We start from the raw sequence: 22125 nt of genomic DNA, 5'->3' as shown, positions 1-22125 counted from the left end.
AGTGGGGGTAATTGGAACACATACCTACTAGCCCGGCCAAGCGAACATAACGTGGCAAAACTCGAGCGGTGTGACGCATGAGGCGAGAACCTGGGGCCCCATTTAAGTTCCGCAATAGGTGAGAAATACTCCTACAAGTAAACAAGTGTCCACTTGTGGGCGTTTGTCGCGTTCCAAGGCTGTTACAGGGCAGAAGCACAGATGTCTCTTCAAGGTCACGCCGTTGAGATTTGCGTTATCCAAGACATAGGTTGAGCCCGGTCAAACGAGGAGGCGAGTTGTGGGGTTTTCTCCCGACAGTGCGGCCATCGACGTCAACGGACTGTGGAAGATCTTCGGCCCAAAGGCGGAAAGGGTCCTGGAGTGCGATGACAAGTATCTGGAACCCACCGCGCTGAGAGAGAAGACGGGCTGCACCGCCGCCGTCAGGGACGTCAGTTTCGAGGTACGGCCCGGCGAGGTGTTCGTCGTCATGGGCCTGTCGGGAAGCGGCAAATCCACCCTGGTCCGCTGCCTCACCCGGCTCATCGAGCCGAGCGCGGGCGAGATCAGGATCGACGGCGAGGACATCGGCCGCGCCACCCCCGCCCGCTTACGCGAGATCCGCCGCCACCGGGTCAGCATGGTGTTCCAGCACTTCGGCCTGCTCCCCCACCGGCGCGTGATCGACAACGTGGCCTACGGCCTGGAGATCCAGGGCGCCGCCAAGGCCGTCAGGCACGCGCGGGCCGGGGAGATCCTCTCCCTCGTCGGCCTCGAAGGGCACGCCGACGCCTACCCCGACCAGCTCTCCGGCGGCATGCAGCAGCGGGTCGGCCTGGCCCGCGCGCTCGCCGTCGACCCGCAGGTCATGCTGTTCGACGAGCCGTTCAGCGCGCTCGACCCGCTGATCCGCCGTGACATGCAGGCCGAGGTGATCCGCCTGCACCGCGAGGTCGGCAAGACGATGGTGTTCATCACCCACGACTTGTCCGAGGCGCTCAAGCTCGGCGAGCGCATCGCGATCATGCGGGCCGGGTCGATCGTGCAGCTCGGCACGCCGGAGGAGCTGGTGGGCGCGCCGGCCGACGACTACGTGGCCGACTTCGTCCGTGACGTGCCCAGGAGCCACGTGCTCACGCTGCGCTGGATCTGCCGGCCGCCCGAGCCCGGCGAGCCCCTCGACGGCCCGGTCCTGCACGCCGGCACGGTCATCAAGGACGCGATCGGCGCCACGTCGTCCTCCTCCCGGCCCATCCGGGTCGTCGACGGTGACGAGCTGGCTGGAGTCGTGGACCGGGTGGACATGCTCACCTTCCTCTCGGGCCAGGACTCGGCACCCGCCGTACGGGCCGGCGCATGAGCACCACGGCCGTCACCACCCCTTCCAGGCTGCGCATACCCAGGTGGGCGGCCCCGGCGGGGATCGTGTTGCTGGTCGCCGCCGCCTACCTCGTCTTCCGCGGCACGGGAACGCTCCCACACGACAAGTCGGCGCCGCAGTTCCTGGCGATCACCGACCTGCGCGAGTGGATCGACGACCACCGGAACTCCAACCCGCTGTTCCTGTACTTCCTGAACTACATCCGGCTCTTCGTCGGATCGGTCTACACGGCCTTCCAGAGCGTGCTGTACGCGCTCGGCTGGCCTGGGCTCATCGGCGTGATGGGCGCGCTGGCCTGGCTGGCGGGCGGGTGGCGGATCGCGCTGCTGGCGGTCGCCGGAGTCGGCTCGTTCGGCGTGCTCGGGCTCTGGCAGTCGAGCGTCGACACGCTGGCCCTGGTCGCCGCCTCGGTGCTGCTGTCGCTGGCGATCGGGATCCCGCTGGGCGTCTGGGCGGGCCTCTCGCGCCGGGCGCGCAAGGCGATCACCCCGGTGCTCGACGTCATGCAGATCATGCCGACGTTCGCGTACCTGGCGCCGCTCGTGCTGTTCTTCCACATCGGCGCGCCCGCCGGCGCCATCGCGACGATGATCTACTCGATCCCACCGGCCATCCGCATCACCGCGCTGGCCATCGAGCAGGTCTCCCCCACCGCCGTCGAGGCGTCGGCGTCGCTGGGCGCCACGGGGCGCCAGACCCTGTTCAAGGTCCACCTGCCGCTGGCCAGATCGACGATGGCGCTGGCGGTGAACCAGACCATCATGATGGCGCTGTCGATGGTCGTCATCGCGAACCTCATCTCGGCGCCGGGCCTGGGCGGCGACATCATCCGGGGCCTGTCGCGCGCGCAGGTCGGCATCATGCTCCCGGCCGGGCTCGCGATCGTCGTCATGGCCGTGGTGCTGGACCGGATGACGGTCTCACTGGCCACTCGCGACCCGCACCGGCGGATCGGCCGGATCTCCCTCATCGGCGCCGCTGTGACAGCCGCTGCCGGGCTGGCCCTGACCCCGCTGCTGCCCGCCGAGTGGCCCGACGGCTGGACGGTCAATTTCGTCGTCCAGGTCAACGACGCGGTGCACTGGGCCGAGACGAGCTGGTACGGCGTCACGACGTACGTCAAGGACGTCACGACCAGCCTCCTGATCAACCCGCTGGAGGGCCTGCTCACCTCGGCGCCGTGGTGGCTGATCGCCGCCGCCGCACTGCTCCTGGCCTGGCGGGTGAGCGGGTTACGGCCTGCGCTCACGGCACTCGGCTGCCTGCTGGCGATCGCGCTGCTCGGTGTCTGGGAGCACGCCATGCAGACGCTCACCACCGTCGCGGTCGCGGTGCTCGTCACCCTGGTCATCGGCCTGCTGCTGGGCGTGGCGGCCGCGCGGTCGTCGCGATACTCGGCCGTGCAGCGCCCGATACTCGACGCCGCCCAGACCATGCCCGCCTTCGTCTACCTGCTGCCCGCGCTCGCCCTGTTCGAGACCACCAGGTTCACCGCGATCTTCGCCTCGGTCATCTACGCGGTGCCCCCGGTCGTACGCCTGGTCGAGGACGGCATCAGGGCGGTGCCCGCGACCGTGGTGGAGGCGGCCGCGGCCGCCGGGTCCACCTCGGGCCAGCTCCTGTGGAAGGTGCAGCTGCCGATGGCCCGCCGGGCGATCCTGCTGGCCGCCAACCAGGGCATCGTGATGACCCTGGCCATGGTCGTCGTGGGCGGCCTGGTCGGGGCCGGCGCCCTCGGCTACGACGTGGTCGTGGGCTTCTCCCAGCGGACCGACTTCGGCATGGGGTTCATCGCCGGCATCGCGACGGTCCTGCTCGGGGTCATGCTCGACCGCATCACGCAGGGCGCCGACAGGCGCCCTGCCCCCCAAAAGAAGGAAGACCACATCAACTACCGCCGGTTGAAGTCGGTGGTTTGCTCTCGCGGTCCCGTCTGGGTGAAGGGAGGCCGGTAGCGTGCGGCTGGTTGATGGCAGCCCAGCCCGTAACGCCGCGTGTGGCGATGTTGCGGGCCGCGATGTGGTCGGCGTGCCCAGCGAGGCCACACCGGGTGCAGGCGAACCGGCCCCGTGCCGGACGGTTCGCCCTGCTGATGTTCCCGCAGTCCGGGCAGGTCTGCGAGGTGTAGGCGGGGTCGACCAGGACGAAGGTGACTCCGGCGCGGGTGGCTTTGTAGCGGGTGAAGGTGATCTGCTGGGCGAAGGCCCAGTTGTGCAGGGTGCGTCGCTGGAGCCGGTGAGCCCTGACCCGGCCGCGGATACCCTGCAGATCCTCCAGGGCGACACCGCGGCCGGTGCGTTCGGCTTCACGCACCACGTACTTGCTGATCTGGTGGTTGAGGTCGGTCATCATCCGATGCTCACGCCCGGACAGGCGGCGCAGCACCCGCCGCGCCGCAGAAGTGCCCTTCTTCTGCAGCCGTCGGCGTTGGCGGTGGCGCCGCTCGCGCAGGGTGCGGACGTGGCCGTTGCCGCCGATCGGCCCGGGCAGGGCGGGACCGGGCAGCACCGCGCCGTCGGAGGTGACCACCAGGTTGGCCACTCCTTGATCGACCCCGACGAAGCCCTGGACCGGCTCACACGCCGCCGGTTGGGGCAGGGTGAGGGAGACCTGCAGCAGCCACACCCCGCGCCGACAGATCAGATCGGCCTCCCCCACCGGCAGCCCATCCACAGCCTTGAGATCTTCCGGCCGGCCGGTGTACGGCACGGTGACGCGGCCGGAGGGGGTCCACAACGACACGGTGCGGGCGTCACGATTCCAGCTGAGCAGCCGGGCGTCGTAGGGGACGGCGCCGTGCGCCCGGAAGATGTGGGCGCGTTTCTTGGTGGCGCGCCGGTTGGCGTAGGCGCCAGCAACTCGGGCGATCGCCCGCACGGCCGCTTGCGCGCCGAGCCCGGCCACCTGCGCACGCACGTCGTAGTAGGCCAGCCGATGCAACTCCACCACCGCGAAGACCCGGTGCTGCCACGCCAGCCGGGACACGACGGTGGCCGCCTGATTACACAACAGCACCGCCGCGGCCAGCGCCTCGGCCTGGCCCGGGGCGGGCGTGAGCCGCAGTTGCACGACCGTGGGCAGGCCGTGGCGTTTGGTGGCGGAGCGGCTGATCGCCATCGCTCACCTCCTGTCACAGCGCCATCACCCACCGCACATGTTACCGAACGTGACCGAGTCTTTCCATACTGTTTTCGAAAGGAGGGGTGGCGCTTCCTCCCGGCCCTGAAGGATCGGGTCTCCGCGCCACCATTCAGATGAAGATTCTGCTCGCAAGCCTTCTCGCACTCGGGCTCGCGGCCGCGGGGTGTGGCGGCACCAAGGTCGAAGAGCCGTCCAGCTCCGCCGCGCCGCAAGCCCAGGGCGGCGCCTCGAGCGCCGGAACCGTCAAGATCGCGATCAACCCGTGGGTGGGCTACGAGGCCAGCGCCAACGTGGTGGCCTACCTGCTGAAGAACGAGCTCCACTACGACGTCCAGCTCCCGGAGATCAAGGAACAGCTCGCCTGGGAAGGCTTCGAGACCGGCGACGTGGACGTCATCATCGAGAACTGGGGTCACCCGGACCTGGTGAAGAAGTTCATCGACGAGAAGAAGGTCGCCCAGTCCGCGGGCTCGACCGGCAACAAGGGCGTCATCGGCTGGTACGTGCCCAAGTGGATGGCCGACAAGTACCCGGACATCACCGACTACAAGAACCTGAACAAGTACGCCGGTCTGTTCAAGACGTCGGAGTCCGGCGGCAAGGGCCAGCTCCTCGACGGCGACCCGAGCTACGTCACCAACGACGAGGCCCTGGTCAAGAACCTCAAACTGAACTTCAAGGTGGTCACGGGCGGCAGCGAGGCGGCCCTGCTCAAGTCGGCGACCCAGGCGCAGGAGCAGCAGAAGGCGCTGCTGTTCTACTTCTGGACTCCGCACTGGCTCTTCGACAAGGTCGATCTCGTACGCGTGAACCTGCCCGCCTACGCCGCGGGCTGCGACGCCGACGCCAAGAAGGTCGCCTGCGACTACGCGGAGCTGGACCTCGACAAGATCGTGAGCAAGAAGTTCGCCGACACCGGCGGCAAGGCCTACGACCTGGTCAAGAACTTCAGCTGGACCAACGAGGACCAGAACGCCGTCGCCAACGACATGACCAACGGCGGCATGACCGGCGAGCAGGCCGCCAAGAAGTGGATCGAGGCCAACACCGCGAAGTGGCAGGCGTGGATCCCCAAGTAGCCCCTCTTGACCCCTTTTCGACCGCGGCCCCCGGCGGGCCGCGGTCGTGGAGCCTCTCATGCGAACCAAGACGATCGCGGGGCCGCTGGCGGCGGCCCTGCTGCTGACGGCCTGCTCCAGCGGAGAGCCGGCGCCGACCCCAGGGTCGAAGGGCACGGTGCACATCGACATCCACGGGTGGGTCGGCTACGAGGCCCAAGCCGCCGTGCTGGCCTACCTGCTCGAACACGAGCTGGGCTACGACGTCAAGAAGCGCAAGATGAAAGAGGAGGATTCCTGGAAGGACTTCGCGACCGGCAAGGTCGACGTGATCGTCGAGAATTGGGGCCACAACGATCTTAAGAAGAAGTACATCGAGGACGAGAAGGTCGCGCTCTCGGCGGGTCTCACCGGAAACAAAGGGGTGATCGGATGGTACGTCCCCCAATGGATGATCAAGCAATATCCGGACATCACCAACTGGCGGAGCCTGAACAAGTATTCGAGCCTTTTTCGGACTGCTAAATCTGGAAATTCCGGTCAGGTACTCGATGGCGATCCGTCGTTCGTCACCTATGACGAGGCACTTGTGAAGAACCTCGGCCTCGATTACCGGGTCGTCTACTCCGGCAGCGAAGACGCGTTGATCAAAGCGGCACAGTCGGCGACCAAGAACAGGAAGCCGGTGCTGATGTATTTCTACGAACCCCAGTGGTTGTTCACCAAGGTCAAACTCGTCAAGATCAACCTGCCCGCCTACTCGATAGGCTGCGACGCCGTCGCGGCCAAGGTCGCCTGCGACTACCCGCCGTACCTGCTCGACAAGATCGTGAGCAGGAGCTTCGCCGCGACCGGCGGCCGGGCGTACGACCTGGTCCGCAACTTCACCTGGACCAACGACAACCAGAACGCGGTGGCCAGCGACATGATCAACGGCAAGATGACCGCCGACCAGGCCGCCGAGAAGTGGGTCGACGACAACAAGATCGTGTGGCAGGACTGGATCCCCCGTTGACCCGGCCGGGCCTCGACGACCTCCGACCTGCGCCTGCCGGCCCAGCCGCCCGGCTGACCCCCGGGGTCACCGGTCCAGGCGCTGGTAGAGGCGGACCGACAGGACGAAGAAGACCACGGTGATCGCCAGCGGCCAGACGATCGCCATCGTCACCGCGTGCTGGGCCACCCACGAGTCGCCGCCCCAGCCGGGATTGCCGAACAGCTCCCTCGCCGCCGCGACGGTCGACGACAGGGGGTTCCACTCGGAGACGGCGCCCAGCCAGCCCGGCATGGTGCCCGGGGCGACGAAGGCGTTCGACAGGAAGCCGATCGGGAACTCCAGCGTCTGGATGGCCGTCACCGCCCCCGGATCCTTGGCCACCAGCCCGAGGTACATCCCCGCCCACAACAGGGCGAAGCGCAGCCACAGCAGCAGCCCCACGGCCCCCAGCGCCCCGCCCAGGCTCGCCGGACGCCAGCCCACCGCGAACCCGCAAGCCAGCATGCCCGCCAGGACCAGCACCGAGTTGAGCAGATCGGCGACGGCCCGACCGATCAGGACGGCCGACGGGGCCATCGGCATGGACCGGAAGCGGTCGGTCACGCCACGAGAGAGGTCCGTGGTGACCGCGACCATGGTGGCGCCCAGTCCGAACAGCATCGTCATGCCGTACATGCCGGGCATGAGGAAGGCGAAGTAGTCGGCCCCGTCCGGCACGTCCACCGCGCCGCCGAACAGGTAGCCGAACGCCAAGGCGATCACCACGGGGAAGGCGACCCCGAACACGATCGTCATGGGCTGGGCGATCCAGTGGATCAGGTCACGCCGGGCGACCGACCAGCCGTCGGCCAGCGCCCAGCGCAGCCGGGTGAACGGCGGGTCCATGGTCAGTTCGGTCATGTCGAACTCCTGTCGTTGATGGGATTCACGCGGCGGTGAGGCTCAGGAAGACCTCATCGAGCGTCGGCCTGCGCAGCGCGACGTCCTCTGCCTCGATGCCCGCGGCCGAGAACGCCGCCAGGACCGCCGTGAGCGCCTGGACCCGCTCGACCACCGGCGCGCTGACGTGGCGGGTGTCCTGATCGACTTCAGCGGGCGCGGCGGCCACCCTGCCGACGATCCCGGCGGCCTCGGACAGCCGCGCCGCGTCGGTGACGACCACGTCGAGCCGGTCGCCGCCGAGCTTGGACTTGAGCTCGCCCGGTGTGCCCTCGGCGACGACCCTGCCGGTGTCGATGACCGAGACGCGGTCGGCGAGCTGATCGGCCTCCTCCAGGTACTGGGTGGTGAGCAGCACCGTGGTGCCGGTGGAGACCAGAGCACGCACCGCCTTCCACACCTCGCCGCGGCTGCGCGGGTCGAGCCCCGTGGTGGGCTCGTCGAGGAAGAGCACGGGCGGGGAGAGGATCATGCCGGCCGCCAGGTCGAGCCGGCGCCGCATGCCGCCCGAGTACTCCTTGACGGGGCCCGGGTGCTCCAGGCCGAACATGTCCAGCAGCTCGGCGGCCCTGGCCCGGGCCGCGCGGGCGTCCAGGTGGTAGAGGCGGCCGAACAGCTCCAGGTTCTGCGTGCCGGTCAGCACCTCGTCCACCGCCACGTGCTGGCCGACCAGGCCGATGCTCCGCCGTACGAGCCGGGGGCGGGCCGCCACGTCGAACCCCGCCACCTCCGCGCGGCCGCCGTCCGGGCGCAGGAGCGTGGTGAGGATCCGGACGGCCGTGGTCTTGCCCGCGCCGTTCGGGCCGAGCAGGCCGCAGACCGTGCCCTCGGCGACCTCCAGGTCGAAGCCGTCAAGGGCCGTCTTCTTGCCGTACGTCTTGCGCAGCCCCTGTGCGAGTACCGCCGCCATAACGCCTCCTCGAATTCCGTACGCCGTACCGTACAGCATACGGTTCGATGATTGCAACCGTACGGTGTACCGTACGAAGGTGACGATCGAGTACTCCGGCAAGGGCGACCCGGCGCGCAGCCTGGCGCTGCTCTGGCGCACCAGCGAGCGGACCAGCCGCAGGGGCAAGCCCGACCTGAGCGTCGACCGGATCGTGCGCGCCGCCATCGAGGTGGCCGACGCCGAAGGCCTCCAGGCGCTGTCGATGCGCCGCGTCGCCGAGCGGCTCGGGGTCGGCACGATGTCGCTCTACACGTACGTGCCGGGCAAGCCGGAGCTGCTCGACGTCATGCTCGACACCGTCTACGGCGAGACCGCGCGGCCGGAGGACGTGCCCGGCGGCTGGCGGGCCAGGCTGACGCTGGTCGCCAGGGAGAACTGGGCGCTCTACCAGCGACACCCCTGGCTCCTGCAGGTGGCGACCAACCGCCCGGTGCTGGGGCCGAACGTCACGGCCAAGTACGACTACGAGCTGCGTGCCGTCGACGGCATCGGGCTGACGGACGTGGAGATGGACTCGGTGATCACCCTGGTGACCGGGTTCGTGCACGGCACGGCCAGGGGGGCGGTGGAGGCCGCGCAGGCGGAGAGCCAGACCGGGCTGAGCGACGAGCAGTGGTGGGCGGCGCACGCGCCGTTCCTCAGCCGGATCGCCGACGCGTCACAGTGGCCGACGGCCTCGCGCGTCGGGCAGGCCGCGGCCGAGGCCCTGGGCGGCGCGTACAGCCCCGAGCACGCCTTCGAGTTCGGCCTGGAACGCGTCCTCGACGGCATCGACACGCTGATCAGCCGGAGAACCGGATCGGCCTGACGCCCCCTCCCTGCCCGCCGAGCCGGCCCGACCCGACAACCCCTGCCCGGCCGACACCGCTCCCCAGAAGAACCCCAGCCGATCATCGCCCCCGCTCTCCAGAAGGACCCCAGCCGAAATACGGGGCTAGCGGTCAGCCGCTTCCTTGGCAGGGGCCGGGCGCCGGAGCTCGGGCGGCCCCGCGGCGGCGAGCGCGATGCCGAGCTGCTGCTCCGTAGGCGGCACCGTCCAGGTCAGTCCGGGCCCGCCGTTGGCGATCACGCTGGTCAGCAGGCTGCGGAGCACCACCTCGCCGGGCGCCCCCGGCTGTCGCGCCCGCGACTCGTCGTACTGGTCGCGGATCCGGGCCAGGTCGAGCAGCATCGTGGTGCCCGCCGGCCCGTCACCCAGCACGGCCACCTCCAGCGCGCCCAGGCCGTCGGCGCCGGACCAGGCGCCGATGCCCGCCACTCCCTGAGGGCAGACGATCTGGCGCACCTCGTCGGCGAAGCGCCCGCCGTCCGCCCAGCCCGCCCAGCCCGCCCGCAGATGCAGCACGCCCGGCTCCTCGGTGGCCAGGAACTCGGCCATCAGCTCGCCGACCGTGGTCTGCGGATCGTGCATGGCCGCCTGCCCGCGGGCGGCGAACCGGCCGGCGAGCAGGTCGAGCGAGATGAGCCGCGGCGGCTCGAACACCGTCAGGACCCCGAACTCCCCGCCGAGATCAACCGGGGTCCCCGCGTCGGCGAAGGCCCTCAGCCCCTCCAGCAACGCGGTCGCGCCCTCGTCCCCCAGCCGCGCCGCCCAGCCCGGCCTGCGCTCGGCCGCCGGCCCACTGTCGGCCGCACCGCGGCGGAACCACCAGACGGCCACGCCGATCACCACGGCCGCGGCGAGCGCGATCCACATGCCGCCTGCTAGGAGACGGGCGCCGCACGCAGGCGTACGACGTGCTCCACGAGCGAGATCAGCGTCCCCTTCACCGATTCGCGGTGCCGCGCGTCGGTACGCACGATCGGCACGTTCGACGAGAGCGCCAGCGCTTCGCGCACCTCGTCGTCCGAGTGCTGGAACTGACCGTCCCAGCCGTTGATGCCGACCACGAACGGCAGTTTGGCCTCTTCGAAGTAGTCGATCGCGGGGAAGCTGTCGGCCAGCCGCCGCGTGTCGAGCAGCACCACGGCGCCGATCGCGCCGCGCACCAGGTCGTCCCACATGAACCAGAACCGGTGCTGTCCGGGCGTGCCGAACAGGTAGAGAATCAGGTCACGGTCGAGCGACACGCGCCCGAAGTCCATGGCCACGGTCGTCGTCTGCTTGTTCGGCGTCATGCCGAGGTCGTCGATGCCCGCGGACGCGTCGGTCATGACCGCTTCCGTGGTGAGCGGCAGGATCTCGGACACCGCCCCCACGAACGTCGTTTTGCCGACGCCGAACCCGCCCGCGACGACGATCTTCGTCGACGTGAGGCCGGGGCTAGAGCCTGCGAAGTCCACTGAGCACCCTTTCGAGCATATTGAGGTCTGGCTGTCCCTCGCTGAGACGTGGCTGGTGCAGGCGGACAAGCCCTTCGTCGGACATGTCCGCCACGAGCACTCGGGCCACGCCCAGCGGGACACGGAGCAGGGCCGAGATCTCGGCGACCGACCGGAACGTGCGACAGAGTTGCATGATGGCCTCTTGCTCGGGAGTGAGCATGGACATCTCGTCATCCGGTATGGACATCGACGAGATCAGCGTCTCCATCGCAAGGTGGTAGCGCGGCTCTGAACGACCGCCGGTCACCGCGTACGGACGGAACAGGGGCTCATCGTCCCCGGTTCCGTCAATGCCGTACACGGCCCTCCCCCATCAGTTCCATTGCATCACCGCGTCCTGGCCGCCTGCAGTTCCGCGCGCAGGGCCGGCGTCAGCGCCTGGCCCGCCCTGTCGACCAGCAGCGTCATCTGGTACGCCACCAGTCCCATGTCGCAGTCGATCCCGGCCAGCACCGTGAGCACGGAGCCGTCGCTGATCGCCATCACGACGAGCAGCCCGCGCTGCATCTCGACGACGGTCTGCGACACCGAGCCGCCCTCGAACACCCTGGACGCGCCCACGGTCAGGCTCAGCAGGCCCGCGGACACCGCCGCCAGCTGGTCGGCGCGGTCGGGTGGGAAGCCCTCGGAACTGGCCAGGCAGAGGCCGTCGGCGGAGACGACGACGGCATGCGCGACTCCGGGCGTGTTCCGCACGAAGTCGGTGATCAGCCAGTCGAACCTGTGGGCTTCATGGCTAAGGGTGGTCACTCGCCCTCCCCGGCAGGACGCTCAATCACTGTTGTTCCTCCTGTCCACGTACTTCCGCACGACCCCGCCGTACTCCCTGCTGGAAGTTGGCCAACCTGCTGCGCGCCCGGTCGGCGGAGACCGGCGGCATCGGGGCCTGCCGCTGCGATTGCTGCGGTGGGCCGGCCGTGCCAGGAACCAGGTTCGCCTTGGGAGTGCGCTTGGGTAGCCCTGAGGACGTGGTGCCCCCAAGGCTGGGATCGCTCGCGGCGGCCGCCGCCGCCCGCCAACCGGCGTCAGCGGCGTTTCGCCACGATTCCTCCCCAGAGAGTACGGCTTGTGAGGGGGTTGACTCATCCCGGCTCGAAGATTCCCCCGGCTGCTCTTCCGGCGCCCTGCGGAACCAGGCGGATTCCACGGCGGCGAAGATCGGCAGGAACTCCTCCTGACCGGGCTCCATGGGCGAGACGTCCACCGACGGCGGCGACTCCGGCCGGCGCACCTCACCTGTGGTGTAAGGCGTCTGGAAGGCACCATCCGACCCGGGACCGACGGGCCCGGGGAAGGAGGGGAAGGCGCCGGTGCGTTCCTGGCTCGGGTACGACGGGGGCTGGGTCGGGTACCTCGGCGCCCGGTGCCCCGGCTGCGTCCGGCCGGGCGGCTGCGCCGCCTGTCCCGGGTCGGGGTACGACGGGGCCTGGTTCGGGTACGACGGGTAGCCGCCCGAGTCGAAGGACGGCCGGTGGGCGCCGCCGTCCGTGTCGGCGGTGAAGGGCTGAGACGGCCCGGAGCCGGCGTCGAAGGAGTCGAAGGTGGCGAACGAGCGGAACGTCCCGTTCGGCGCGGGAACGCCGTTGGGCGGCGTGGCGGGCGGCGCACCGTTCGCGGGCATCCCGTTCGGAGGCATGCCGTTCGGGGGCGGGCCCCCGTAGGCGGGCCGCTGGGGCGGTTGCGACCGGTTGCCGTCGGGGATCAGCGACGGCGGCAGCAGCACCATGGCGATCAGCCCGGCGCCGTCGCCCTTGCGGAGCTGGACCCGGATGCCGTGGCGCAGCGCCAGCCGGCCGACCACGAACAGGCCCATCCGCCGGGACACCGACACGTCCACGACCGGCGGCTCGGCCAGCCGGCGGTTGGCCTCGGCGAGCTCGTCCTCGGTCATGCTGATGCCGACGTCGTTCACCGACAGCAGCGCGCCGCCGCCTTCGATGAGGCTGCTCGACACCACGACGTTGGAGTTGTTCGGCGAGAACTGGATGGCGTTCTCGACCAGCTCGGCCACCAGGTGGACCAGGTCGTTGGCCGCGCTGCCGAGCACCGAGGTGGTCCGGTGCACCTTGACCTGCACGCGCTCGTAGCCCTCGACCTCCGACAGCGCCGCGCGGACCACGTCGACCAGCTTGGCCGGCTGGCTGCGCCTGCGGGCGGCCTCGTGCCCGGCCAGGACCAGGAGGTTCTCGGAGTTGCGCCGCATGCGGGTGGCCAGGTGGTCGAGCTTGAACAGGTCGGCCAGCCGGCCGCCGTCCTGCTCGCCCTTCTCCAGGCCGTCGATGAGCGAGATCTGCCGCTCCACCAGCGTCTGGGTGCGGCGCGAAAGGTTGACGAACATCGAGCTGATGTTGCTGCGGAGGTCGGCCTCCTCGCCCGCCAGCCGTACGGCCTGGCGGTGCACCTGGTCGAAGGCCCTGGCCACGTCGCCGATCTCGTCGTCGCCCTCGACCTCGATCGGGCGGATGTCGGCGGGCGCGTCACCGGTGACGCGCAGCTTGCGCACCACGTCGGGCAGCCGGAACCCGGCGATCTCCAGGGCCTCGGCACGCAGCCGGCGCAGCGGCGCCACCATCGAGCGGGCGATTGCGACGGTGAAGAGCAAGACGAGCAGCAGTAGCGCTATGATCAACACAGCGGCGATGATCGCGTTTCGGGTCTCGGAGTCGCGGAGCTCCTGGCTGCGCAGCGCCACCTTCTGGCTCAGATCGCCCTCGATCGAGTGCAGGATGTCGATGGTGACGGCGTTGTCGTCGAACCACTGGTCCGGTGCCGGCTTGGCGGGGTCCGTCTGGGCGAGCAGGTTGTCCCTGATCCGCACGCCCGGTGCCTTGCCGGCGGCGAGCGTGATGGCGCGGGCCTTGGTCAGCTCGGTGTTGAAATACTCGGGCGCCGTCATCGCCTTGGCCAGCGCGAGGCCCACGACGGGCCCGGCCTCCTGGCCGACGGCCGCGACCTCGGAGCGCTGCCGGGCGTTGGAGGCGATGAATCGCTCCACCTCCTTGGCGTCCACGCTGGCGGAGTTGTAGTAGCCCTTGAGCAGCTGAACGCGCTGCCTGGACACCTCCTCCTTCGCGCGCGCCAGCGCGCTCAGCGCGCGGAACTGGCCGATGATCTGCGAGTCGTCGCTGAGCAGGCTCAGCTCGTCGTGCAGCCGGAGCAGCGTGTCGAGCAGCGAGTCGTAGCGGGTGGTGTCCCTCTGGCCCTCGTTGCGGGTCCTGTTCAGGACGTTGAAGTCGTAGCGGGCCCGCTTGACCGCGTTGAGCACGCGGTCGCCGTAGGACTCGTCCATCACCGCCATGTCGGCCTGCACGGCCTTGACCAGCGCGTCGACCCGCTGCTTGCGCTCCTTGTACGGCTCGGTGAGCTTCTTGCGCACCTTGGCGGAGGCGGCCATCCAGCCTCCGGTGTCACGCTCCAGGCCGAGTGCCTGTACCAGGTCGCGGATCCGGCCGGCCTGCTCCGCGGCCAGTGCCGTGCGGTCGTAGTCCCCGATGCTCTGCACCGAGCTCACCACGCGCGCTCCCCCGAGCACGACTCCCGCCATGGTAGGAACCAGGACCAGCGCGGTGAGGCGCCATCTCACTCGCCAGTTGCGCAGCCCCAGCCGGGGCAGCGCCCGCTTTCCGCGGCCCTGCCTCGCGGCGTGGCCGCTCTCGGAGTTCCCCGTAGTCACTGCTTCCGCTACCCCTCAATCATCCCGATCCGTCGGCGGGTCCAGGCCGGTTCATAAGGTAAAGAGCACCCGACTTCCAGGCAAAACGGGCACATAGCTGCAAACATACCCGCAGCTCGTGTGTGCTGTTGGTTATCGAAGTGCCGCAAGCACTTGATCACGGACCTGGGTCCGCTGCGCACCGTCGCTGAGGGGCCGTCCGGCACGATCGACCACGTAGAAGACGTCCACCGCCTCCGCGCCGAGAGTCTCCACGCGAGCGGCCCTCACGTCAAGACCACATTCGCCGAATGCCCGTCCAATGCGCCACAGGAGTCCCGGTCTGTCATGGGCCCTGACTTCGACCACAGTGGCGGTCGCGGAGGCATCGTCTACCAAGGTCACACGGGGCGGAGCGACAGGAACACGAGCGGGCCTCATAGACCTCGTACGGCGGGCCAGACGCTGTTCGATGTCAAGGCGTCCAGCAAGGACCAGACGAAGATCGGCTTCCAGGGTGGCGGGGTCCGGCGGGGAGCCGTATTCGGGGACGACGGAGAACTCGATCACCGCGGTGGAGCCGGCGGCGGCGGACGAGGCGGAGCGGACGATCAGCCGGTGCGCGGCCAGCACGCCGGCGGCGCTCCACAGCAACCCGGCCCGGTCGGGGGCGACGACCGTGACGGCTCCGCCGACGACGCGAACGGCGCCGCCGCCGTGGCGGGCCAGCGCGGCCTGCGCGGCCGACAGGCTGGGCGGCTTGGGCGGCGGTGAGCCGGACAGCACGGAGCGGACGCGGCGCACGAGGTCGGCGACGAGCCCGGCCTTCCAGGCGTTCCAGGCGGCCGGACCGGTGGCGTGCCCGTCGGAGACGGCCAGCGCGGCGAGCAGGTCGAGCACCTCACGCGACCCGACCGTGGCGGCGACCTTCTCGATCGTGACCGGATCGTCGAGGTCTCTGCGGGTCGCGGTCTCGGGCAGCAGCAGATGGTGACGGACGACCGTGGCCAGCGTGTCGACATCGTGCGGGGGCAGGCCGATGCGGGCCCCGATGTCGCGGACCACGACCTCGCCGGTGGCCGAGTGGTCTCCGGGCCAGCCCTTGCCGATGTCGTGGAACAGCGCCGAGATCAGCAGCAGGTCGGGGCGGGACACCTCGCGGGTGTGGCTGGCGGCGTTCGCGGCCGCCTCGATCAGGTGCCGGTCGACGGTGAACCGGTGGATCGGGTTGCGCTGCGGGCGGTGTCGCACGCGCTCCCAGTCAGGAAGCAGCTTGACAAGAATGCCCGCCTGGTCGAGCTCCTCCCAGACGGGCACGGCGGCGCGGCCCGCGCCGAGGATGGACACCAGCGCGTCACGGGCCTCCTCGGGCCACGGCACCGGCATCGGAGGCGACTGAGCGGCCAGAACGGACATGGTGGCGGGGGCGAGGGGCAACCCCGAGTCGGCCGCCGCGGCGGCGGCACGCAGCACCAGGACCGGGTCCTTGCGCGGGTCGACGCCACGGGCGAGCACCACTTCACCACCGTGCTCGACCACGCCGTCGGCCAGCGGGCGGCGCCCCCGTGGAGCCGGTCCCGACAGGAGTCTGTCAACCGTGCGCCACGTGGCGTCGAAGGCGTGGGAGATCGTCCGGCCCGCCTCGGCGAGCCTGCGCATCAGCGCCTCGGCGTCGAGCAGCCCGAGCAGCCCGGCGACGGCGTCCTGCTCCTGGAGCACCAGCCTGTCGGCGCCGCGCGCGGTGACGACGTGCAGGGCGTGCCGTACGTCGAGGATGAACTCATAGGCCTCACGCGCCCGGGGACCGGGCGCGGAGGCGACCCAGGCCGCTGCCACGGCCTGCATGGCTTGGACGTCGCGAAGGCCGCCGCGGCCGTCCTTGAGGTCGGGTTCGAGCAGGAAGGCCAGCTCGCCGCTGACCTGGGCGCGCCGGTCCGCCGACTCGCGCAGCTCGCCGAGCCGGCGGCGGGAGTCGGCGCGCCACTCGGCGAGCACCGCCTCCCTGGCCTTCTTCGTCAGCTCGGGATCGCCCGCTATGTGCCTGGCCTGGATGAGGCCCAGCACGGCCTTGAGGTCGTCGCGGGCGACCGCCACGGCCTCGTCCACGGTTCGCACCGAATGGTCGAGGCCGATGGCGGAGTCCCAGACCGGGTACCAGATGCGGTCGGCGATCCTCGCCACGTCGTCCCTGCCGTTGTGCAGGAGGACCAGGTCGAGGTCGCTTCCAGGGGCCAGCTCTCCGCGCCCCAGGCTCCCCACGGCGACCAGCGCGACGTGCTCGCCGTCACTCGCCGTGCGGAAGAGGTCTTTGAGCCAGCGATCGGTGTCCGCGGCCCGCTCTTTGCGGGCCGCGGAGTACGTACGAGCCTCACCCCTCACAGGGCCTCTGGACCCCGTTCTCCGGTGCGGACCCGGATCACCGTGTCGACCGGGACGGACCACACCTTGCCGTCACCGATCTTGCCTGTCTGGGCCGCCTTGACGATGACATCGATCACGTCCTCGGCGTCCTCCTCCTCGGTCAGCACCTCGAGGCGCACCTTGGGGACGAGGTCCACTTGGTACTCGGCGCCGCGATAGACCTCGGTGTGGCCGCGCTGGCGGCCGTAGCCGCTCGCCTCGCTGACCGTCATGCCCTTGACGCCGAACTGTTCGAGGGCCGCCTTCACGTCGTCCAGTTTGAACGGTTTGATGACGGCGGTGATGAGCCTCATGCTTCCACCTTCTTGGGGGCCGGGGTGACGACTGGGCCGTTCGGGGAGGACACGCCGGAAGCGTGGACTGTGCCGAGGTCGTAACCCGTCTCGGCGTGGGTGGTGACGTCGATGCCGGTGACCTCGTCCTCGACCGGGATGCGGAAGCCCATCGTCTTGTCGATGATCTTAGCGACGACCCAGGTGATGATGAAGGAGTAGCCGCCGACGGCGATCGGGCCCAGCACCTGGAGGCCGAGCTGAGTGAGGCCACCGCCGTAGAACAGGCCCTTGTTCTGCTGCTCCAGGAAGGGGTACGCGGCCAGGAAGCCGAGCGAGACGGCGCCGATCACGCCGCCGACCAGGTGCACGCCGACCACGTCGAGCGAGTCGTCGAAGTTGAAGCGGTACTTCAGGCCGACCGCGTAGGCGCAGACCGCACCGGCGATCAGGCCGAGCAGCATCGCGGCCCAGGGGTCGATGAACCCACAGGCCGGGGTGATGGCGACCAGACCGGCGACCGCACCGGAGGCGACGCCGAGGCTGGTGGCGTGGCCGTCGCGCAGCTTCTCCACCACGATCCAGGCGCCGGCCGCGACGGCGGTGGCGATCTGGGTGTTCATGAACGCCAGGCCGGCCGTGCCGTCGACCGCCAGCTCGGAGCCCGCGTTGAAGCCGAACCAGCCGAACCACAGGAGGCCCACACCGAGCAGCACCAGTGTCAGGTTGTGCGGCCGCATCGGCTCCTTGCGCCAGCCCTTGCGCTTGCCCAGCACCAGGGCCAGCGCCAGCGCCGCGGCACCGGCGTTGATGTGGACGACCGTGCCTCCGGCGAAGTCCTCGATGCCCAGGGCGTTCAGCCAGCCGGTGCCCCACACCCAGTGGGCGATGGGGAAGTAGACGATGCTCGCCCAGATGAAGCTGAACAGCACCCAGGCGCCGAACTTGGCGCGGTCGGCGATGGCGCCGCTGATCAGCGCGACGGTGATGATGGCGAACGTCATCTGGAAGGCCGAGAACACCAGGCTGGGCATGCCGGTGCCGTCGGGCTTGGTGGCCGTGTCGACCAGGCTCTGCAGCCCCAGGGCGTCGAAACCACCGACGAAGTTGTTCAGCCAGGACATGCTGTTGTCGGTGAACGCCAGCGAGTGCCCGAAGAGCACCCAGGCGATGGTGACGGTGATGATGCTGACGAACGACATCATCATCATGTTCAGGACGCTCTTGGCCCTGGTCATGCCCCCGTAGAAGAACGCGAGTCCTGGTGTCATGAGCAGCACCAGTGCGGTGGCCGCTAGCATCCAGGCTGTCGTGCCGCTATCGATCTTCACGACGCGACCCTCCTTACATGTGACGTGTGGCCACAGCGTGTTCGCCCGGAGTTTCGTGGCTCGACCAGGTGTGTTTCACGTTCGTGAATCTCGACCTACTGGTGTTTCGTGCATGTTTCGGACGACAAGCTCCGAACATTCGGTCATAGACTTAGGGTCGCCTTACCTAATCTATCCAAGGAATCTTCATGCGCCTGGCCCTCCTGCTCCCCCTTCTCGTACTGACCGCCTGTGGCACTGCCACCACTGCCCAGCAGGCGGGGCCGACCAGGACCGTCACACACGCCATGGGCCAGACGAAGGTGCCGATGGAGCCGAAGCGGGTCGTGGTCCTCGACACCGACAAGCTCGACACGATGGTCTCGCTGGGCCTGGCCCCCGTGGGCGCGGCCCAGGCGACCGAGAGCCAGTCGTGGCCGAAGTACCTCGGCACGGCGCTGTCGGCGACCAAGGCGGTGGGCACGACCCAGCAGCCGAACATCGAGGCCATCATGGCGCTCAAGCCGGACCTCATCCTCGGCACGAAGTTCCGGCAGGCGGCCTTCTACGACAAGCTCAGCAAGATCGCCCCGACCGTGTTCACGGAGAAGGTGGGCGTCACCTGGAAGCAGAACTTCCTGCTCGACGCCGAGGCCCTGGGCAAGAAGGAGCAGGCGACCGGGCTGCTGTCGGCCTACGAGACGCGGGCCAAGCAGGTCGGCGCCAAGTACGCGAAGCTGAAGGTGAGCATCGTCCGCTTCATGCCGACGGAGATCCGGATGTACGGTCCCGAGTCGTTCAGCGGCATCGTGGTCGGCGACGCCGGCATCCCGCGACCGGAGGCGCAGCAGCTCGCCACCCAGCAGGACAAGCGCTTCGGCAAGCTGAGCCAGGAGAACATCGCCCAGGCCGACGCCGACGCCGTCTTCTACACCGCCTACGGCGACGCGGCGGCCAAGAGCCAGGCGTCGGTCACCGGCGGCCCGCTCTGGAAGAACCTCGGGGCCGTCAAGTCGGGCAACGCCCACAACGTGGACGACGAGGTCTGGATGCTCGGCATCGGCGTCACCGCCGCGGGCGGAATCCTCGACGACCTGGACAAATACCTGGCCCCGCTCGCCTGACCAGCCCCCTCCGATCAGCCCCGGAACCGCTTGGGCTGATCAGCCCCAGAACCGGCGCAAGTGCGGCACGAGCTCGCTCGCCCGCTCATCGGGGAAGAACAGCCGCCCGCCCTCGATCTCCACGACCTCCTTGACGCCGGGGATCGTGTCGCGCAGCCAGTGGGCCCAGCTCACGTCGAAGAAGACGTCGCCGGTCCCCCACACCACCAGCGTCGGCACGGCCAGCACGGTGAGCAGCGGCTCGATCGCGACCATGTCCTTGGCGTCGATCGAGGTCAGCAGCCGCTCGAAGGCGCGCGGCCCGCCGGGCTTGTCGAAGATCGGCCGCAGGAAGTGGTCGACCAGGTCCGCCGGGTCGTCGATGCGCTCGTAGCCGTCGCCGAACGCCGTCTGGGCCAGCAGCTCCGGCTGATCCAGCACGGCGGCGGTCAGCGGCGCGAGCTCGCCCCTGGCCGCCAGGTCGACCGTGGGCTTGAACGACTCCGGCGGCGTGTTGGTGTGCACGTCGCAGTTGGTGAGTGTGAGCGAGCGCAGCCGTTCCGGGTGCCGCACGGCGAAGACCTGCGCCACCGCGCCACCCGTGTCGTTGGCCACGAGATCGACCTGGTCCAGGCCGAGCTCGGCGCAGAACTCCTCTAGCGCCTCGGCCAGCGCGGGGATCGAGAGATCGTCGCGCGGCGCGCTGCCGCCGTGCAGAGGCAGGTCGATCGCCACGCATCTGCGCTCGTCGCGCAGCTCGGCGATGACGTTCCGCCACAGGTACGAACTGGTGCCGACGCCGTGCACGAACAGGGCGACGGGCCCCTCGCCGACGTCCACGTAGCTGATGCCGTCCATGGCCTGACTCCTTCTTCCAGATTACAAACCGACTGTCGGTATACGAAATTACCGACTGACTGTCGGTTTGTCTAGAGTGGTGCCATGAACCTCAAGGCGGAACGCGGCGCGGCCACCCGCGACCAGCTCCTCACGATCGCCACGCGGCTGTTCGCCGAGCACGGCTACGAGGGCACCTCGATCGAGGCGGTACTCCAGGAGTCCGGCCTCAGCAGGGGCGCTCTCTACCACCACTACGCGGGCAAGGAAGCCCTGTTCAGAGCGGTTCTGGAAGCGACGGAGGCGGCCATCGGCGTGAAGATCGTCGAAGCGGTCGTGGGCATCACCGACCCCGCCGAGGCGCTCCGGGCGGGCGTGCTGGCCTGGGTCAGGCTCGCGGGCGATCCGGTGATCCAGCGCATCGTGCTGATCGACGCGCCCTCGGTGCTGGGCTGGGAGCAGTGGCGGGCGCTGGAGGAGCGCTACTCGTTCGGCATGCTGAAGTCCGCGCTACAGGCCACGGACGCGATCCCCGCCGCCTTCCTGGACCTGCACGCCCACATGCTCCTCGCCGCCATCAACGAGAGCGCCCTGCTGGTCGCCAGAGGCGGCAACCGAGAAACGGCGGAGGCAGCGGTGGAGGAATTCCTACGACGCCTCCTGCGACGCCCGTAGGGAGCGCGCCCCTGGACAGACGCCAGCGGAGCACGGTGGGGGGCGCCCACCGTGCTCCGCCGTAAAACAAAATGGTGGTTAAGCCGCCGCGGTGGCCATCTTGCGGAGACGAGCAAGCGCGTCGCGCTCGATGCGGCGGGCGCGGTCGCGGCCGATGCCGTACCGCTCCCCCACCTCAGTGAGCGTGTGCTCGCGGCCGTCCACCAGCCCATACCGCCAGCGCAGCATGTCCCGGGTGTCCCCCTCGAGATCGGTCAGCCACTGGTCGAGCCGTTCGCGCTCCAGGATGTCGATCGCCTGCTGCTCCGGATCGGCCCAGGTCTCGTCGGCGATCATGTCGCCCAGCTCGGTCTCGTCCTCGTCGCCCACGCCGAGCTGCAGCGACACCGGGTCGGACGCCCAGCGGCGCAGTTCGCGGACCCGCTCGATCGGGAGCTCGAGGATCCCGGCGAGGTCGTCGTCGGTCGGCTCGACGTCGAACTCCGCCAGCATGTCCCTGCGCACCCGCATCAGCCTGGTCATCTGCTCACCCGCGTGCGTGGGCAGCCGCACCGGCCGCGCCTGCTCGTGGATGGCCCGGCCCACCGACTGCCTGATCCACCATGTGGCGTATGTCGAGAACTTGTACCCCCGCTTGTAGTCGAACTTCTCCACCGCGCGCACCAGGCCCAGGTTCCCCTCCTGGACCAGGTCGATCAGTGGCATGCCGCGCCCCGAATACTTGCGCGCCACCGCTACCACCAGGCGCAGGTTCGCCTGGATGAACTCGTCTTTCGCCCGCCGGCCGGAGATCGCGACGCGCTCCAGCTCCTCATCGGCGGCGTCGCCGATGCGCGGCTCCGAGCCCCCGCTGTCGAGCAGCTGCTCGGCGAAGAGGCCCGCCTCGATGCGCTTGGCGAGCTCCACCTCTTCCTCCGCCGTGAGCAGCGGGACCCGCCCGATTTCCGCCAGGTAGGTCCCCAGCAGATCGCGATCAGCGACGTGCTGCTCCTGCGTGCGACTCCCCGTAGGCCTTGCCATCCCCAGGCACCTCGTTCCGCAGCTGCGTTCTATATCCGGCCAACGTCCGGCCAGATGCAA

Annotated in this window: 20 protein-coding genes; 7 read left to right on the top strand and 13 right to left on the bottom strand. The window is 69.4% G+C overall.

Going from position 1 to position 22125, the window contains the following annotated elements:
* Nucleotides 1-280 precede the first annotated feature (280 nt).
* Nucleotides 281-1342 carry a glycine betaine/L-proline ABC transporter ATP-binding protein gene (locus AB0F17_RS39475; RefSeq protein ID WP_358033787.1) on the top strand — a complete coding sequence of 354 codons (1062 nt, stop codon included), beginning with the start codon at nt 281-283 and terminating at the stop codon, nt 1340-1342.
* Nucleotides 1339-3318, top strand: coding sequence for an ABC transporter permease subunit (locus tag AB0F17_RS39470; RefSeq protein ID WP_358033784.1), 1980 nt, complete (start codon nt 1339-1341; stop codon nt 3316-3318). The genes AB0F17_RS39475 and AB0F17_RS39470 overlap by 4 nt, the downstream gene beginning before the upstream one ends.
* Here the strand turns inward: AB0F17_RS39470 and AB0F17_RS39465 are convergent.
* Nucleotides 3251-4480 (bottom strand): transposase, encoded by a 1230-nt coding sequence (locus AB0F17_RS39465; RefSeq protein WP_358033782.1) that lies wholly within the window; start codon nt 4478-4480, stop codon nt 3251-3253. The genes AB0F17_RS39470 and AB0F17_RS39465 overlap by 68 nt on opposite strands.
* Before the next feature lie 137 nt (nt 4481-4617).
* Between AB0F17_RS39465 and AB0F17_RS39460 the strand changes: the two genes are divergently transcribed.
* Both AB0F17_RS39460 and AB0F17_RS39455 read left to right on the top strand, forming a co-directional pair.
* The gene (locus AB0F17_RS39460; protein ID WP_358033779.1) at nt 4618-5583 is read left to right on the top strand and encodes an ABC transporter substrate-binding protein; all 966 of its coding nucleotides are present in this window, start codon (nt 4618-4620) and stop codon (nt 5581-5583) included.
* 58 nt (nt 5584-5641) lie between these two features.
* The gene (locus AB0F17_RS39455) at nt 5642-6577 is read left to right on the top strand and encodes an ABC transporter substrate-binding protein (RefSeq protein WP_358033776.1); all 936 of its coding nucleotides are present in this window, start codon (nt 5642-5644) and stop codon (nt 6575-6577) included.
* 66 nt (nt 6578-6643) lie between these two features.
* Here AB0F17_RS39455 and AB0F17_RS39450 read toward each other — a convergent pair whose 3' ends face one another.
* Complete coding sequence (locus AB0F17_RS39450; RefSeq protein WP_358033773.1) at nt 6644-7459, bottom strand: ABC transporter permease; 816 nt, start codon at nt 7457-7459, stop codon at nt 6644-6646.
* A gap of 25 nt (nt 7460-7484) precedes the next feature.
* Nucleotides 7485-8408 (bottom strand): ATP-binding cassette domain-containing protein, encoded by a 924-nt coding sequence (locus tag AB0F17_RS39445; protein WP_358033770.1) that lies wholly within the window; start codon nt 8406-8408, stop codon nt 7485-7487.
* A 79-nt stretch (nt 8409-8487) separates the two neighbouring features.
* On the opposite strand from AB0F17_RS39445, the gene AB0F17_RS39440 reads away from it, so the two are divergent.
* The gene (locus AB0F17_RS39440) at nt 8488-9258 is read left to right on the top strand and encodes a TetR/AcrR family transcriptional regulator (RefSeq protein ID WP_358033767.1); all 771 of its coding nucleotides are present in this window, start codon (nt 8488-8490) and stop codon (nt 9256-9258) included.
* 126 nt (nt 9259-9384) lie between these two features.
* On the opposite strand, the gene AB0F17_RS39435 is transcribed toward AB0F17_RS39440, so the two are convergent.
* The 8 genes from AB0F17_RS39435 to AB0F17_RS39400 all read right to left on the bottom strand — a co-directional run bounded on the left by AB0F17_RS39435 (nt 9385) and on the right by AB0F17_RS39400 (nt 18451).
* Nucleotides 9385-10146 carry a hypothetical protein gene (locus tag AB0F17_RS39435; RefSeq protein ID WP_358033764.1) on the bottom strand — a complete coding sequence of 254 codons (762 nt, stop codon included), beginning with the start codon at nt 10144-10146 and terminating at the stop codon, nt 9385-9387.
* Nucleotides 10147-10154: 8 nt separating this feature from the next.
* On the bottom strand, nt 10155-10733 hold the full coding sequence (locus AB0F17_RS39430) for an ATP/GTP-binding protein (protein WP_214641596.1): 579 nt from the start codon (nt 10731-10733) through the stop codon (nt 10155-10157).
* A complete protein-coding gene (locus AB0F17_RS39425; protein ID WP_358033761.1) occupies nt 10714-11076 on the bottom strand; it encodes a DUF742 domain-containing protein in 363 nt (120 codons plus the stop codon). Before AB0F17_RS39425 ends, AB0F17_RS39430 begins: the two co-directional genes overlap by 20 nt.
* 26 nt (nt 11077-11102) lie before the next feature.
* Complete coding sequence (locus AB0F17_RS39420) at nt 11103-11525, bottom strand: roadblock/LC7 domain-containing protein (protein ID WP_214641598.1); 423 nt, start codon at nt 11523-11525, stop codon at nt 11103-11105.
* 25 nt (nt 11526-11550) lie between these two features.
* On the bottom strand, nt 11551-14448 hold the full coding sequence (locus tag AB0F17_RS39415) for a nitrate- and nitrite sensing domain-containing protein (protein WP_358033759.1): 2898 nt from the start codon (nt 14446-14448) through the stop codon (nt 11551-11553).
* Nucleotides 14449-14580: 132 nt separating this feature from the next.
* Nucleotides 14581-16806 (bottom strand): [protein-PII] uridylyltransferase, encoded by a 2226-nt coding sequence (locus tag AB0F17_RS39410; RefSeq protein WP_358033756.1) that lies wholly within the window; start codon nt 16804-16806, stop codon nt 14581-14583.
* Nucleotides 16803-17141 carry a P-II family nitrogen regulator gene (locus AB0F17_RS39405; protein WP_184756141.1) on the bottom strand — a complete coding sequence of 113 codons (339 nt, stop codon included), beginning with the start codon at nt 17139-17141 and terminating at the stop codon, nt 16803-16805. Before AB0F17_RS39405 ends, AB0F17_RS39410 begins: the two co-directional genes overlap by 4 nt.
* The gene (locus tag AB0F17_RS39400) at nt 17138-18451 is read right to left on the bottom strand and encodes an ammonium transporter (RefSeq protein WP_358033753.1); all 1314 of its coding nucleotides are present in this window, start codon (nt 18449-18451) and stop codon (nt 17138-17140) included. The genes AB0F17_RS39405 and AB0F17_RS39400 overlap by 4 nt, the downstream gene beginning before the upstream one ends.
* Before the next feature lie 188 nt (nt 18452-18639).
* On the opposite strand from AB0F17_RS39400, the gene AB0F17_RS39395 reads away from it, so the two are divergent.
* Nucleotides 18640-19554: an iron-siderophore ABC transporter substrate-binding protein gene (locus AB0F17_RS39395; protein WP_358033750.1), complete on the top strand. Its 915-nt coding sequence runs from the start codon at nt 18640-18642 to the stop codon at nt 19552-19554.
* Between the two features lie 39 nt (nt 19555-19593).
* Here AB0F17_RS39395 and AB0F17_RS39390 read toward each other — a convergent pair whose 3' ends face one another.
* Nucleotides 19594-20391, bottom strand: a complete 798-nt coding sequence (locus tag AB0F17_RS39390) for an alpha/beta hydrolase (RefSeq protein ID WP_358033747.1) — start codon at nt 20389-20391, stop codon at nt 19594-19596.
* An 84-nt stretch (nt 20392-20475) separates the two neighbouring features.
* On the opposite strand from AB0F17_RS39390, the gene AB0F17_RS39385 reads away from it, so the two are divergent.
* The gene (locus AB0F17_RS39385; protein ID WP_358033744.1) at nt 20476-21045 is read left to right on the top strand and encodes a TetR/AcrR family transcriptional regulator; all 570 of its coding nucleotides are present in this window, start codon (nt 20476-20478) and stop codon (nt 21043-21045) included.
* 78 nt (nt 21046-21123) lie between these two features.
* On the opposite strand, the gene AB0F17_RS39380 is transcribed toward AB0F17_RS39385, so the two are convergent.
* The gene (locus AB0F17_RS39380; RefSeq protein WP_358033742.1) at nt 21124-22065 is read right to left on the bottom strand and encodes a sigma-70 family RNA polymerase sigma factor; all 942 of its coding nucleotides are present in this window, start codon (nt 22063-22065) and stop codon (nt 21124-21126) included.
* Nucleotides 22066-22125: the final 60 nt, after the last annotated feature.

The sequence above is a fragment of the Nonomuraea sp. NPDC026600 genome, from assembly GCF_040638335.1.
Taxonomy (GTDB): domain Bacteria; phylum Actinomycetota; class Actinomycetes; order Streptosporangiales; family Streptosporangiaceae; genus Nonomuraea.
This window is presented reverse-complemented; position numbering and strand designations above follow the sequence as displayed.

Excerpts from the sequence above, each read along its gene's own strand:
- AB0F17_RS39465 (WP_358033782.1), bottom strand. The coding sequence starts at position 4,480 with ATGGCGATCAGCCGCTCCGCCACCAAACGCCACGGCCTGCCCACGGTC.
- AB0F17_RS39405 (WP_184756141.1), bottom strand. The coding sequence starts at position 17,141 with ATGAGGCTCATCACCGCCGTCATCAAACCGTTCAAACTGGACGACGTG.
- AB0F17_RS39380 (WP_358033742.1), bottom strand. The coding sequence starts at position 22,065 with ATGGCAAGGCCTACGGGGAGTCGCACGCAGGAGCAGCACGTCGCTGAT.
- AB0F17_RS39435 (WP_358033764.1), bottom strand. The coding sequence starts at position 10,146 with ATGTGGATCGCGCTCGCCGCGGCCGTGGTGATCGGCGTGGCCGTCTGG.
- AB0F17_RS39445 (WP_358033770.1), bottom strand. The coding sequence starts at position 8,408 with ATGGCGGCGGTACTCGCACAGGGGCTGCGCAAGACGTACGGCAAGAAG.
- AB0F17_RS39395 (WP_358033750.1), top strand. The coding sequence starts at position 18,640 with ATGCGCCTGGCCCTCCTGCTCCCCCTTCTCGTACTGACCGCCTGTGGC.
- AB0F17_RS39460 (WP_358033779.1), top strand. The coding sequence starts at position 4,618 with ATGAAGATTCTGCTCGCAAGCCTTCTCGCACTCGGGCTCGCGGCCGCG.
- AB0F17_RS39455 (WP_358033776.1), top strand. The coding sequence starts at position 5,642 with ATGCGAACCAAGACGATCGCGGGGCCGCTGGCGGCGGCCCTGCTGCTG.
- AB0F17_RS39450 (WP_358033773.1), bottom strand. The coding sequence starts at position 7,459 with ATGACCGAACTGACCATGGACCCGCCGTTCACCCGGCTGCGCTGGGCG.
- AB0F17_RS39390 (WP_358033747.1), bottom strand. The coding sequence starts at position 20,391 with ATGGACGGCATCAGCTACGTGGACGTCGGCGAGGGGCCCGTCGCCCTG.
- AB0F17_RS39385 (WP_358033744.1), top strand. The coding sequence starts at position 20,476 with ATGAACCTCAAGGCGGAACGCGGCGCGGCCACCCGCGACCAGCTCCTC.
- AB0F17_RS39470 (WP_358033784.1), top strand. The coding sequence starts at position 1,339 with ATGAGCACCACGGCCGTCACCACCCCTTCCAGGCTGCGCATACCCAGG.